11 protein-coding genes are annotated in these 13535 nt (G+C 28.6%); 1 reads left to right on the top strand and 10 read right to left on the bottom strand.

The genetic code is table 11. The features are described from left to right. Positions 1 to 105: 105 nt before the first annotated feature. Both ACTNBA_RS12640 and ACTNBA_RS12635 read right to left on the bottom strand, forming a co-directional pair. The gene (locus ACTNBA_RS12640; protein WP_441074499.1) at positions 106 to 924 is read right to left on the bottom strand and encodes a MerR family transcriptional regulator; all 819 of its coding nucleotides are present in this window, start codon (positions 922 to 924) and stop codon (positions 106 to 108) included. Positions 925 to 1134: 210 nt separating this feature from the next. Next, on the bottom strand, positions 1135 to 1989 hold the full coding sequence (locus ACTNBA_RS12635; RefSeq protein WP_441074497.1) for an SDR family oxidoreductase: 855 nt from the start codon (positions 1987 to 1989) through the stop codon (positions 1135 to 1137). Between the two features lie 305 nt (positions 1990 to 2294). On the opposite strand from ACTNBA_RS12635, the gene ACTNBA_RS12630 reads away from it, so the two are divergent. Continuing rightward, entirely contained in the window at positions 2295 to 2978 is a 684-nt protein-coding gene (locus ACTNBA_RS12630; protein ID WP_441074495.1) for a Bax inhibitor-1/YccA family protein, read from the top strand. A gap of 23 nt (positions 2979 to 3001) precedes the next feature. Here the strand turns inward: ACTNBA_RS12630 and ACTNBA_RS12625 are convergent, their stop codons facing one another. The 8 genes from ACTNBA_RS12625 to ACTNBA_RS12590 all read right to left on the bottom strand — a co-directional run bounded on the left by ACTNBA_RS12625 (position 3002) and on the right by ACTNBA_RS12590 (position 13523). Next, positions 3002 to 3430 carry a bacteriohemerythrin gene (locus ACTNBA_RS12625; protein WP_346866969.1) on the bottom strand — a complete coding sequence of 143 codons (429 nt, stop codon included), beginning with the start codon at positions 3428 to 3430 and terminating at the stop codon, positions 3002 to 3004. 115 nt (positions 3431 to 3545) lie between these two features. After that, entirely contained in the window at positions 3546 to 3692 is a 147-nt protein-coding gene (locus ACTNBA_RS12620; RefSeq protein ID WP_156964383.1) for a hypothetical protein, read from the bottom strand. A 34-nt stretch (positions 3693 to 3726) separates the two neighbouring features. Continuing rightward, on the bottom strand, positions 3727 to 4416 hold the full coding sequence (locus tag ACTNBA_RS12615) for a hypothetical protein (RefSeq protein WP_441074493.1): 690 nt from the start codon (positions 4414 to 4416) through the stop codon (positions 3727 to 3729). A gap of 4 nt (positions 4417 to 4420) precedes the next feature. After that, a complete protein-coding gene (locus ACTNBA_RS12610; RefSeq protein ID WP_035134999.1) occupies positions 4421 to 4870 on the bottom strand; it encodes a hypothetical protein in 450 nt (149 codons plus the stop codon). Between the two features lie 4 nt (positions 4871 to 4874). After that, positions 4875 to 8507, bottom strand: coding sequence for an AAA family ATPase (locus ACTNBA_RS12605; protein WP_441074490.1), 3633 nt, complete (start codon positions 8505 to 8507; stop codon positions 4875 to 4877). Between the two features lie 394 nt (positions 8508 to 8901). Further along, on the bottom strand, positions 8902 to 9966 hold the full coding sequence (locus ACTNBA_RS12600; protein ID WP_441074489.1) for a glycosyl hydrolase family 18 protein: 1065 nt from the start codon (positions 9964 to 9966) through the stop codon (positions 8902 to 8904). A gap of 16 nt (positions 9967 to 9982) precedes the next feature. Further along, positions 9983 to 11665 (bottom strand): polysaccharide deacetylase family protein, encoded by a 1683-nt coding sequence (locus ACTNBA_RS12595; RefSeq protein WP_441074488.1) that lies wholly within the window; start codon positions 11663 to 11665, stop codon positions 9983 to 9985. Further along, the gene (locus tag ACTNBA_RS12590) at positions 11655 to 13523 is read right to left on the bottom strand and encodes a glycosyltransferase family 2 protein (protein ID WP_441074486.1); all 1869 of its coding nucleotides are present in this window, start codon (positions 13521 to 13523) and stop codon (positions 11655 to 11657) included. Before ACTNBA_RS12590 ends, ACTNBA_RS12595 begins: the two co-directional genes overlap by 11 nt. Positions 13524 to 13535 lie beyond the last annotated feature (12 nt).

Raw genomic sequence — 13535 nt, 5'->3', positions numbered from 1 at the left:
AATATCACCTACTTAAAATAATTTATCTTATGTGTAACTACTGTAACACTCTTATATCTCACAAGTTAATATTCTAAACCTTATAGTAACTATAATGTCAATCCTTTATTTTAAAGGAATCTGTATTTCTGTTAAATACTCTTCTTCCTTTGAAGAAAAAGCAGAATCAGTTATGGTAAGAACTATACCATCTCCAACACTTTCTAGTCCATTTATATCCATGAACTTTATCAGCTTATTAAAGTAGGTTTCTGCATAATCATAGAGTCCTCTATAAATTATCCTTGCATATCTTCCTTTATGCAAAGTTTTTATATTTTTATGGTTGAAAATTCCATGTTCAAAAATTAAAGCAATATCTCTGAAGGTAGTATACCTTTTATTTAAAATATCTTCTTGTGAGATAAAAGCTCCTATTCTTCCATCAAATAAACAAAGATTATCTCCCAATCTATTACTTAATTCTTTTATTCCATATTCTACACTATATATATCTGTTCTATCATTTAAAGAAATATATATTATATCTCGATCTTCTAACTCAACTATTTCACATTCTTCAAGTCTAGCTTCTTCTATACTTTCTTCCAAAAACTCAAGCTTTTTAGAGATACTTTTTTTATATCTTTCCAAAAGTTCAATTTCCTTATCTATGTCCTTCTCTTTCTTATTAAGGAGATCAATTAGTATTTTAAGATTTCTATTTGAAAAGTACTTTTTTATATCCTTAAGGGGCATTCCCAGCTTTTTTAAAAATAAAATAGAATCAAGCTGAGCAAACTGTTCAATATCATAATATCTATATCCATTCTCTTCATCTTTATGTCTAGGCTTAAGTAATCCAATAGAATCATAATACCTTAGTGTCTGAGTTGATATATTGTGAATCTTAGCCATTTCTCCTATAAGTATCTTTTTATCCATTTCATCCTCCATAAGTTATATTTTCAAATATAATTTTCCCTATAAAAATATATAAATAGTTCGCTATATAACTATTTATATATTTAACTAGTTAACTAGTTATTGTGGCCGTGCGGTTTTGTGATATTTATATATCTTCATCCCATTGTACCTAACTTTTTACAGTGTACATTACTTCTATAGCACAAATTTGTAACCTGTTCTTTATTATTATATTTTAAAGGAAAAATCTTTTATACATTTTTTAATTGCTTCTTCCGTTGATAAAAAATGTATATCATATTTCTTAATTTTTTCATTAACTATTCTTATATCTCTATGTCTATCACTATTTTTAATCAAAAGTTCTTCAATTCTACTAGTTAAATTCAATTCATTAAATACAATTTTAGCAATGTCATAAGCACCTAAATCATTTTCACTACCGGCATTATATATTCCTTCAGGTAATTTGAGTATCTTATCAAAAGCTTCTATTAAATCATAGACATAAGTTATCCCCCTATAGTCATACTCTGGAAATTCTACTTTTTTATTTTCCATAGCACCTTTTATAATATTCCAAATTAGATTAGATTTTATTTTCTTATTTTTTTCTGGCAAACTAAAAAGCCATGTGATTCTTAAAATAACTGCATCATCTAGTAACCCTAATATTTTTTTCTCAGCTTCTATTTTATGAGCAGCATATACTGTTTTAGGAATTAAAATACTATCCTCATTGTGTGGACCTAAGGAGTTATTATTGCTATATACCTGATCTGAGCTAAAATATATCAATTTACTATTAGAATTTTTACATCCCTTTGCTACATTTATGGTTCCTCTCACATTTATATCATAGGATAACTCTGGATTCCTTTCACAAGTTCCAGTATCTGATATCGCAGCAGAGTGTATTACATAATCTGGTTTGTTATTTTCTATAATTTTAATAGTTTTCTCTTCATTAGTTATATCTAGTTCCGTTCTTCCAAATTCTATAATATTATACTTATCCCTATAGTATTCTATAAACCTTGAAGCAAAAAATCCCTCTGATCCTGTAATTAATATTTTATCCATTTTTATCCTCCATTTAATCCAAATAACATTCATATGTTAATAATTACAATTTAATATTTCCATGATTTTTACACTTATTTAATATCCTAAACAATTTTTTAATTAATATAAATATTATATCATTTCATTGAAATTCTTTCCAAGTTCATTCTATTTCTTTATGTTCTACTTATAACACCTCTATAATTGCTTTAAAATACATTAATAGTTCCTGAATTTTTTCTTTTAATGTATATAATCTATTTATTAATTCTTAATATATTGTATAATATTACATATATTATGTTTATCGAAGGAGTGATATTATGAATGAAATTTCATATAGTAAGAGCCAAAATAATTTTATAAATAAGACCTTATTATATATGGCCATCGGACTAATAATTACCTTTGCTGTAGGTTATTTTATTTCCACTAATGTTTCTATGATGATGTTAATCTATAGTAACTCAGCTTTCGTAATAGGTATTATTGTTGTGGAATTAGCTTTAGTAGTTTTACTTAGCAGAAAGATTAATAAACTTTCTGTTCAAGTTGCTTTTGCCATGTTTATAACCTATTCTATAGTAAACGGATTTACTTTTGGGGCAATATTTACTATCTACAGTCTCGAGTCCATCATAAGTATTTTTGTAGTAACTTCTGCCATGTTTTTTTGTTGTAGCATGATAGGTATGACCTCCAAAAAGGACTTATCAATGGTAGGTAGAATTGCTATAATGGGGGTTGTTGGTATATTAGTTACTAGCTTATTCAATCTCTTTATAGGTTCTGATCAGTTATCTATGTTTGTTAATTATATTGGTATTGCAGTTTTCTGTGCATTAACAGCCTATGATATGCAAAAGGTTAAATTAATACATGAACAAAATTACGGTTATGATGCCGCTACCACAAATAAGTTTGCTATAATTGCCGCTTTAGAATTATATTTAGATTTCGTTAACTTATTTATATACTTGATACGCATTTTAGGTAAAAAGAAATAAATTTAAAGAGTCCAACATACATTCTAAATGTAGGTTGGACTCTTTAATATTTCTTCTGCCATTGCTTTATCTTCTATCATCATGTGCTGAAAAATCCAGTCTTGTACAGAATCTTTAATTTTCTTTAATTCTTCACAAGGCTTTTTCTTTAATACTGATAGCTCAATATTCATAATCACTTTTTTTAATTCCTCATGGGATTTTATATGTTCTTCATAATTAGAGTAATTAGCTTTTTTCATTATTTTCTCTTCTTCATAAAAGCTATAAGAAATATATTCTCTAAGCTCACATATTATATCAAGAAGAATTTTAGAATCTACGGTAGCACATTTTGTTATCAATAATTGTTCTATATTACGAGCAATTCTAAAAAGTTCTTTATGCTGTTCATCAATTCTCCCAATATTGGTATTTAAATCATCTTGCCAGTCAAATTTAAAGTCAAACATTTTATATACCTTCTTTTTATTTTATAGATATATATTATTTTATTATAAAAGAAGCACTTTAACAACGCAAATAATTTCTTATATAGGGAAAACATGTAATTATAATTCATAAAATTTAAAATAAATATAATATAACACTGATAACTATATATAAATAAGCAGTGATGTAAATTATTCCATGTTTATAGTGAGAGCTAGGTTGACTACTAAATGTAATTGCATTTTTCTTCTCTTTAGGAAGATTTAAAAATTTATTATTCAAAAAGCTCCCCCTTCATTGACCGTACCGGTTAATTTTATTCTTTAATTAATGTATAAGTATTTAATTCACCTTCAGGGGTACCATTAAAATAGCTAGTTCCATTAATATCATATCTAATTGCATAGGTTATACCACCTCCGCCGTCTCTTATTCCTTTTATTTGAACTTTCCCTACTGCTGGTACAATAATTTCTTTTGGTTTGTGTTTAATCATAAATGCTTCCCCTAATGGAGCATCATCTACAAGTACTTGTACATAGTCACCATCCTCACCAGCATAATCCCAAACCCAAATTTTAGTATCATTTGCATTAGATTTATGTGTAATAGTATAATCCTGTGCTTGAGTATTTTCATCCTTTGATAAGAGAATAGTTCCTGCTGAAATAGCTGTAGATACTCTATTTTTAAGGGCATTTTTAGCTGATTCTGAAGTATCTATTTTTGATACTCCTTCAAAAATAAGAAAACATATTCCAAAAGAAATACATATCAATCCAAAAATCTTTAATGGCTTATCTTTTCTTTTTTGCTCAATTTTTTTATTAAATTCATCATTATTTTCTTCAATTATATTTATTTTTTTACATTCAATATCATCCTGAGCCTCACTATACTGATTATCAGGAATGTTTAATTGTTCACTTGTATTCTCATTTGTATTTATAAAATTTTTCTTAATCTTATCATTACCCTTTTTTAAACTATTTTGTTTATTACTCATAAATTTACCTCTCATTAATGATTTTTGCTGGCTTTATCTTAAAATAAATGCACATTGCTAATCTACAAATAACTACCTGTAATATCATCAAAATAAAAAATACAGTATGACGAGTATTATTTTGTGTTTGATAACCAAAATTTAATATTATAAGTCCAATACCAAGAATTATTAGATTAACATAGAATATTTTTACAAATGAATACAACCATGGTAATACTCTATACATCTTCCTTAGTGGTGGTATAAGAAGAGATACTCCAGTAAAAAGCCCACACATACCTATAAATAAACCTGCTGTATTTTGACCAGCAAACCCTGAACTTCTAACTGTACTAACATCCGTTATAAAAAATAGTGGCATAAGAATTAACATTAGCAAAACTAAGCACATAGGAAAAATAAAATAAATAGTAGCAATTATATATCCTAGTAAATTTTTTAATTTTTTCATCTCATTACAACCTTTCTATATCCGTATCAACTATAGTAGTTAAATCTTCTTTTGTTAAATCCATATCTGTACTTAATCGCATTGCTTGATTATTCACTGCTTTTTCATACAAGTTACGTACATAGCGTCCATTTCCAAACTGTGCTTCAAGTCTTACTATGTCAAATATATCTTTAAGTTTATCTTTAGCTAATGAATCAATTTCATATCCTTTACTCTTAAACAACATTCCAGATATCTCTATAAGCTCTTCTGTAGAATAGTCTTCAAATTTTATTATATTAGGGAATCTTGATTTTAATCCAGCATTTACATCAAGAAATTCATCCATGTCATCACTATATCCTGCTAATATGATAACTATTCTATCCCTATAATCATCCATTAGTTTTACTAATGTATCTATTGCTTCTTTTCCAAAATCATTAGTTCCACCCTGTGAAAGTGAATAAGCTTCGTCAATGAACAATACACCATCCATAGCTTCCATGACTTTTTCCTTAGTTTTTATTGCTGTTTGTCCAACATATCCTGCAACAAGTCCAGACCTATCTGTTTCTATTAACTTATTTGTTTTAATGACACCTATATTATATAAAACATCTGCTACTGTTCTTGCAACCATTGTTTTTCCTGTTCCAGGGTTTCCCTTGAATATCATATGCAACGTCTGCGTATTATCTGCTACAAGCCCAAGTTTTTTGCGTTCTCTTTGTACTCTAAGTCTTGCATTTAAACTACGTATATACTCCTTAACTTCTTCAAGTCCTATAATTTTAGATAATTCACTTTCTAAATCAAAGTTAACAATTGATTTATCTTTAGGTTGTATATCTTCACTTATAATCATATTCATTTCATTAACAGGTATATCATTCATTGCAATTCTTGCTGATTGCTTTCTCATTATATCCTCAATATAATTTCTTACCTTACGTCCATTGCCAGAATGTTCATTGGACTGTTTCTGCAATAGAATAACTTCCTCCTTAAGGACTTCACCAGCTCCTTCTCCTAGCCTAAAACCTGTATCTTTAATCATCTTTAAAGCTATTCCAAATAGCTCATCTGCTGAATAATCTGGAAAATTTATATTAAGTGGAAATCTAGATTGAAGCCCAGAGTTAGTTTTTAAAAAATCTTCCATCTCTTTCTTATATCCAGCTAGAATAATAATTATTTCTCCTCTATAATCCTCTATAAGTTTAACGAGAGTATCTATTGCTTCTTTTCCAAAGCCGCCATTATCATTTGCTAATGCATAGGCCTCATCTATAAATAAAATACCTCCTAAAGAAGATCTAAATACCTCTTCAGTTTTCTTAGCTGTTTGTCCTGCATATTCTGCCACTAATCCACTACGATCAGTTTCTATTAAATGTCCTGATTTTAACAAGCCCATCTCTTTAAACATATCTGCAATAAGTCTTGCTATTGTTGTCTTTCCAGTACCCGGATTCCCGCTAAAAATCATGTTCAAAGCTTGTGATGTATCTACAATCATTCCTGCTTTTCTACGTTTTTCTTGTGCGATTAATAATTTATATTGAGTTCTCACAAACTCTTTAACATTCTCAAGTCCAATAATCTTAGAAAGACTTTCCTCTAAATTAAACTTACCTATTTCTTCAAATTTAAAATCTTCGTAACATAATAAGTCCATTGGTGCATTAGAATCTACTATCAATCTCTTAGATTGATTAAGTATAGCCTTTTCTATTACATTTCTAGCAAGACGACCATTTCCGCTATCATTTTTGCCCTTAATTTGATTTTTTTCAAATAGTTTTATGAGTTGCTCTTTACAATCCTCAGAAACCTTATATCCTTTAGATTTTGCTGTAATAAATGAAATTTCATACATTTCTTCTGGTTTATAGTCTTCAAAATTAATTATGTTTGGAAAGCGTGATTTTAAACCTGAATTAGTTTTCAAAAAATCTTCCATTTCTTCTTTATATCCAGCCAAGATAACAACTAAATCATCCCTGTTGTCCTCAATTCCTTTAACTAATGTATCTATGGCTTCAAGTCCAAAGGTATCATGCTTATCTCTACAAAGAGCATATGCTTCATCAATAAATAGAACTCCTCCCAAAGAAGATTTTATAATATCATTGGTTAATTTTGCTGTCTGCCCAACATATTGACCTACAAGATCAGCTCTAGTTACTTCTCTTAATTGACCTTGCGATAATATTCCAAGAGCTTTTAGATATTTAGCAACTATCCGTGCAATTGTGGTTTTACCTGTTCCAGGGTTTCCTGTAAATATCATGTGCATTGAAATATTAGTAGCCTTAAATCCAGCATTTTCTCGTAACCTTTGAATTTTTAAATTATCTTCAAGTTCCAAAATATACTGCTTTACAGATTCAATCCCTACTATACTTTCTAATTCTTTTTTAACATCATCAATACCCGATACATTCTTTTGAGGCAGAATATCAATTAATCTTATAAACTTATCATCAATTTGCATCATTAATTCACCATTAACTGATAAAAATACATTATTATCTTCAATAGTATTTTTTAATTTAAATTCTGCTAATGGCTTATATATATTAGAATCAACAAAATCTCTCATACTACTTATTCCAGATACAACTTTATAATTTGATATAATTAGTTCAGAAATAGCATCTTCATAGCTTATATTCATTGAAAGATTTTTACTGCATTTTATCTTTAAATCTTCAATTAGTATCAATGATATCTTTCTAAGTTCCTCATAATTAAAATTCTTAGTATGAAGTATGTCTCCTATGCAATTCATAAATTTTGTTCCAAAAATATTTAACATATCATTTTCTGATTTCTCTGATACAAAAACAAAATACTTATTATTTGAACTTATCTCACTTATTGAATTTTGTAAAAGCATTCCATTTGATTCAACAAGATTGTTATTTTGAAATACATATCTTGAACTAAGGGTATATTTACCAGTGATTGTTAATGATTCTATTACATCAATAATACTAGAATGACACTTATCACAATTATCAAACATTACAATATCAGATTCTCCATATAAACATTTATATAAGTCAGATAAAAATACTTCATAATCCGAAGTTGTAGCATACAAAGAGAGGTCTATTTTTAAAATATTATTACTATTAATAATTCTCCTCTGTTTAAGAATATCTGCAATACAAGATATGCTACTATGTTTTCCTGTGCTTTTATTTCCAAGAATAATAATAGCATTCTTAGGTTTTAAGTTGTCATATCCTGTTATAAATGGACGCTTAAATGCAGTACAGAGATTATCCAGATAATCTGTTTGTCCTACAACTAAGGTTCCAATTTCTTCTCTAATACTACTAAAAACATCTACTATATCATCAGTCTTCACCTTAGAAGTGTCCTTGTGTTGATATGTTGCTACATTTCCACTCTGTGATTCATCTAATTTATTAACTAGATTCTGTTTAGTAGTTTTGTTCATCTCTCTGAAATTATTTTTAGAATAAGCATTACCCTCACTATTTACATGCTCCATATTTTGAATTTTCTTTTCCTTATTACTTTTATTTGGCATTGCTATAAATCCGTGTTCCTTTACAGTTTCAACTATCTGTAACTCTGGAAAAAGAAACCCGATTATATCTTTTCTGTTGAATTTCATTTCTTTATACCCCCATATTTACTTTTTATAATCTTTAAATATCTAGTTTTAAAATTTTATGCTCTATCTATTAAAATTTAATTGCATATGTTCACAAAGAGTATAGCTTTTCTCAATACTGAAAATATATTGTTGCAGCATACTGCTTTACTAATATACTTTCATAAAATTAACACACTATTTTAATCCTATATAATTATATGAATCACATTAATTATAGTTTCTAAAAATATCCTTTGTCAAATAAATATAAATTAGGTTATCCACCTTACACTTACAAAAAAATATTATACTTAAAAGTGATATCCCTTCAAATTTATTATCTGTAAGAATATCACTCTTTTTATCTATGAAATTTCTATATATTATTACTTTGAAAATTCTATATTATAAACTAATGAAATGCATTTCCACCAAGTCTCCAAACACTGATGCCATAGCCTTTTTCCTTTATAACTTGCATCCATGAGTTTAATGTATTTTTATCTGCATACCACACTTCATGTTCAATCCCATCCTCATCAGTGTACTTGAACACTATGCATTTGCTTTTATTGTCTCTTTCCTCTTTTGCACTATATTCTTTTACTAAATCTTTAGCTTCTACTTCAGATAAGGAAGTTACCTTTCCATCTGAAGCCCAATTAAATCCACCTGTAGCAATGGCAAAATTTTTACTTCCTGGTACTCTTTCCATCTTATCCATCAATTCTTTTATGAACTGAGGATTTGCTTTTTCTCCCGGTTCACTAAATCCTCCATGTAGGTTGTAACACATCATAACATAGGTCGGACCCTCTATAAACTCTAGATCATCAAAAGGGACATTAGGCTCAAATATAACTCTTAATTTTAGTCCACTTCCATCACATTCATCATATAGGTCTTTAATAAACAATAGGTAATTATTCCATAATCCCATATCATCCTTAATTTGTTCATAGTCAATTTCTATTCCATTAAAACCATACTGAGATGCTAAACTTATTATATCCTTAACATGTTTACTTCTTAAGGTAGAATCTGTGAGCAATGTCTTTAAAAGATCCTTATCCTTTAGTGATGAAGTTCCATCACTATTTATTTTATCATTAACAATAGTAAGATATTTAGTATAGTCCTCATCCTTTGTTCTATTATAGTAATCTACTAATTGCTGTGGCATTATCAGTTCATTGTTGGAATCAAAATAAGCTGCAAAATATGAAACTTCCTTTAATTGCTTATCTAAAGACTTAATCTCTCCTTGAACATCTAAATCCCAATAAGTGATCCATGCTGATAAGTTATCTATATTTTCATCAAATATCTTTTTATCCTCAATTGCAGCTGTTTCTCCAACCTGTACTTTACTGCTATTTCCCAAGGGATTTTTTTCTTTTGAACAACCATATAGAAACATACTTATTATTAAAGTCAAAGTAATAATAATCCAAGTATTTTTTGCTCTTTTACCCATTTAACACCTCTATAATCTATAAATATTTAATAAACCAGTCTATAATTTTATCAGTAAAATTTCTAAGGGAATAAATTATACTATCAACTCCCTTTAGTGAGCTGTCATACAATTCATTATCATTAACATCAGTTATTCTAAACTTTTTAAATACGCCATCATATACATCATCTGCAATATTCCTTTGACTATATCCATATTCTCCCCATGCAGACTCTAAATAAATACTTCCCTGATTCTCATTAGTTACATCCAAATCTTTAGCTATATTAGTACCATCAATGTCTATACTAATTTTATCATTAACTAATGTTATATCAACCTTTCTGCTTCCTCCATCTCTTATATCAAATTTTTCTTCTTTATTTTTACTTAAATCTAGTGAGAATATGACATTAGAACTACCTTTTGAATTTTCAATAATACTTATTACATTATTCATAAGTCTAACACATAAACTATCACTTTGATCATCATTAGCTCGCAAATAAATACCTTGAGAACCTATGATATTCCCATTTAATATTGTTGACACCTTAACATCCTTATAAGTATCACTATTTAATAGTTTAAGGACACCTTTTCCTTCTGATAAAGATGTTAATATAATAATATCATCCTTAAACTCTGCTTTTCCTGATACCTCTTTAAATTTACTTGCCTTTTCTTTATCTCCAACTACAAATTCAATATCCTGCTTCGTATCATCCAAAATTCTCATTAGCAAATGATTGGTTGACCAATAGGACTGTGGTTGAATTCTAGTTAAATCATAGATTGAACTATCTATTGTATTTAGCGAGAAACCTTCCCTATTAAAATTCATATTAAATAACTCTTTAATCCATTTACCATTTATTTCGCTTACCTTGTCATTAGTACCAAACTGACCTGTATTAGAATGCATTAAGGCATATAGTTTAGGCACTTGACTAATTTCCTTAGTATACACTTTAGATAAAGCCTTATAATCACTATCGATACGCTGTTTCATTTCTTCATAGGACTCTTTGGGAATATTATATTCATCTCTAATATAATCCATTAAATAGTGATTATAATCTCTCTCCATACTTGAAGCTGATTCTGCAAACTCAACTGAATTTAAATTGCCTAAGTAATTTGAATCTTTATCAAATACATTTATGTATTCAAGTCTATACCCATTTGTACCTAATTCCCAGTAAGAACTATCTACTAACTCTAATAGCTCATTAGAACTTAAAAATTTCGAGTCTTCCTTTTCAAATTTATCAGCATAAGTTAGCATAGTTGCCTTTAAATTGTATTCTTCTATGATTTTCTGAGAAAATATTGCTGTATCTCTTCTTCCATCTTCAAATAGTAAAAATAGTGATTTAGGTGGTAATGCCTTACCTTTTAAATAATAATCCACTACATCCTTTTGAGTAATTGTTACATATCCGTTATTTTTTAATGCTTTAAGCTGTTCATCCAATCTTTTGGTACTTATTAAGGTATCATTTCCTGTTCTATCTACACCAAAATATGATACTGCAATGAAGCCACTATCTTGATTATTACTTACCTTAGATGAATTGTAAGGCTCATATACAGAGAATGAAAATAAAGCTTTTATAATAGCTATTAACAATATAATTAAAATAACTCCTTGTAATATACCTCTTGCTATCTTAATCCTATCTTTCTTTTTAGGAGAAAAAGTATTACTTTTCATTGTTTTTCCCTCCTTTTTTCTTAAACTTACTGGAAGTAGTTCTCTGTTCCTTCTTCTTTTGAGCCTTTATATCACTGGGAGTCATTCGCGTGCCCCATGTTGACTTCCAAAAGGTTACCCATGCAATAGGCATCTGCCACAATAATACTGCCTCATAATAAATGCAAAATACCATACCAAAAACCCATGTAGTACTTTTTCTAAGAAACATTTGAGCAAAACTCATCATTAAAGCCATCATCAATATTCCTACTAAGAAAGTTGTTGGAAATATATTATGGATAATTGGAACATAAATTAAGTTATATGTAACAACTATTGGCGCAACAATAGGAACTACTACACCCATATAAAAGAATACTGCCATAAAAGGCTCCTTTTTCCACATAAATTTACCTGCAATTATTGATTCTCTTAGCCATGAACGCTTCCACCTCATTTGTTGCTTAAGAAATATTTTATATTTATTAGGTACAATGGTAGAACAGATAGCTGTATCTTGATAACTTGTTCGATGGCCTTTTAACACAAAATTAGTCATAGCACGATCATCTCCAAAGGTTGCCTTCTGACCTAAAAACCTTTGATTTAACCATGAATCCATATTGTCTAGAATTATTTGTTTTTTATAACAAGCTAATGGTCCTGATAAACAGGTAACAGCATCAAAATAAGCCTCTGCTGCCTTCATAATTCTAAAGGCTATGTAATAACGCACTGATTGCATCTTTGTTAATACATTAGTGTATGTATTAGCCACATCTGTCCTTCCTGATACGCCACCCATTTTAGGATCTTTAAAAGGTTGAACTAGGTTTCTTATAGCAAAGGGATCTAAAAAGCTATCTGAATCAACAAATACAACTAAGTCATGTTTAGCCTCCTTAACTCCTCTGCATAAAGCATCCCTTTTACCTAGATTATTTTCTTGTACAAAATATTTTAACCTGTGTTTTGTTTCAAATCTCTCTGCTTCACTACTTAACCTCTCAATAGTTTCTTTAATTTTTTCTACAGACTTATCATTAGAACAATCATCTACTACTATAACTTCCAGCTTGTCTATAGGATAATCTTGATTTATGCAACTTAGAATTGTTCTTTCGATCCACGCTTCTTCATTAAAGCAAGGAATAATAATTGTTACTCCCGGTGTATAATCCACATCTATTGGCATAGGTTTATATAACATTCCAAATAAATATCTACTAAGCAAAAATACTGCTGCAATAATACTATAAAGGTATATCCATTTATTAAATTTAAAATATATAATACTTTCTGCACGCATTAATATAATAAATAATGTAATAAATAATAAAAGAAAACTAGAAGTAACAAGTACATATCTATCTTTTTTTCTACTTGAATACTCTGACAAAATTTCTGTAAACTCTATTCCACAGATAATTTCTCCTTCAGATGTTATAGAATCTCTAACTTTTTCACCTTTAATTTTCACTTTCATTTCATAGCCCTCAGGCATAGAACCAGGTAATATTTTAAATTTTAACTTTATCTCCTCAGCATTGTTTATTATATTTAATTGTGTTTCGTCTTTTAATTCTAACAAAAGCCCCGTGGTAGAAATGTCTATAGATTTTACTAATAACTTTTTATTTCCTTTGCTGCTTTTACAAACAACTTCCACATCCGTTTTCATTACATATCTTATACCAGCATTCTTACTCATTATAAAACCACTAGGGTCTTCTTTATGATCATCCAAAAGTTGATATCCCCTACGGTCAATATTATCTCTAATTTCTTCCTTATCAGGAACATTTGATAATAACCGTCTATCTTTACGGGGATTTAAAAGGACATCACGGGTTTCATCTTTTTTTATTTTTTTCATATAGTATCTAAC

It is taken from the genome of Clostridium sulfidigenes, assembly GCF_052067195.1.
GTDB lineage: Bacteria > Bacillota > Clostridia > Clostridiales > Clostridiaceae > Clostridium_J > Clostridium_J sulfidigenes.
Note: the sequence above shows the minus strand (reverse complement) of the source record. Positions and strands in the feature narration are given on the sequence as shown.

What these genes read in the sequence shown, in the direction of transcription:
- ACTNBA_RS12595 (WP_441074488.1), bottom strand. Translation starts at nt 11,665, where the DNA reads ATGAAAAGTAATACTTTTTCTCCTAAAAAGAAAGATAGGATTAAGATA.
- ACTNBA_RS12590 (WP_441074486.1), bottom strand. Translation starts at nt 13,523, where the DNA reads ATGAAAAAAATAAAAAAAGATGAAACCCGTGATGTCCTTTTAAATCCC.
- ACTNBA_RS12625 (WP_346866969.1), bottom strand. Translation starts at nt 3,430, where the DNA reads ATGTTTGACTTTAAATTTGACTGGCAAGATGATTTAAATACCAATATT.
- ACTNBA_RS12635 (WP_441074497.1), bottom strand. Translation starts at nt 1,989, where the DNA reads ATGGATAAAATATTAATTACAGGATCAGAGGGATTTTTTGCTTCAAGG.
- ACTNBA_RS12605 (WP_441074490.1), bottom strand. Translation starts at nt 8,507, where the DNA reads ATGAAATTCAACAGAAAAGATATAATCGGGTTTCTTTTTCCAGAGTTA.
- ACTNBA_RS12615 (WP_441074493.1), bottom strand. Translation starts at nt 4,416, where the DNA reads ATGAGTAATAAACAAAATAGTTTAAAAAAGGGTAATGATAAGATTAAG.
- ACTNBA_RS12600 (WP_441074489.1), bottom strand. Translation starts at nt 9,966, where the DNA reads ATGGGTAAAAGAGCAAAAAATACTTGGATTATTATTACTTTGACTTTA.
- ACTNBA_RS12640 (WP_441074499.1), bottom strand. Translation starts at nt 924, where the DNA reads ATGGATAAAAAGATACTTATAGGAGAAATGGCTAAGATTCACAATATA.
- ACTNBA_RS12630 (WP_441074495.1), top strand. Translation starts at nt 2,295, where the DNA reads ATGAATGAAATTTCATATAGTAAGAGCCAAAATAATTTTATAAATAAG.
- ACTNBA_RS12610 (WP_035134999.1), bottom strand. Translation starts at nt 4,870, where the DNA reads ATGAAAAAATTAAAAAATTTACTAGGATATATAATTGCTACTATTTAT.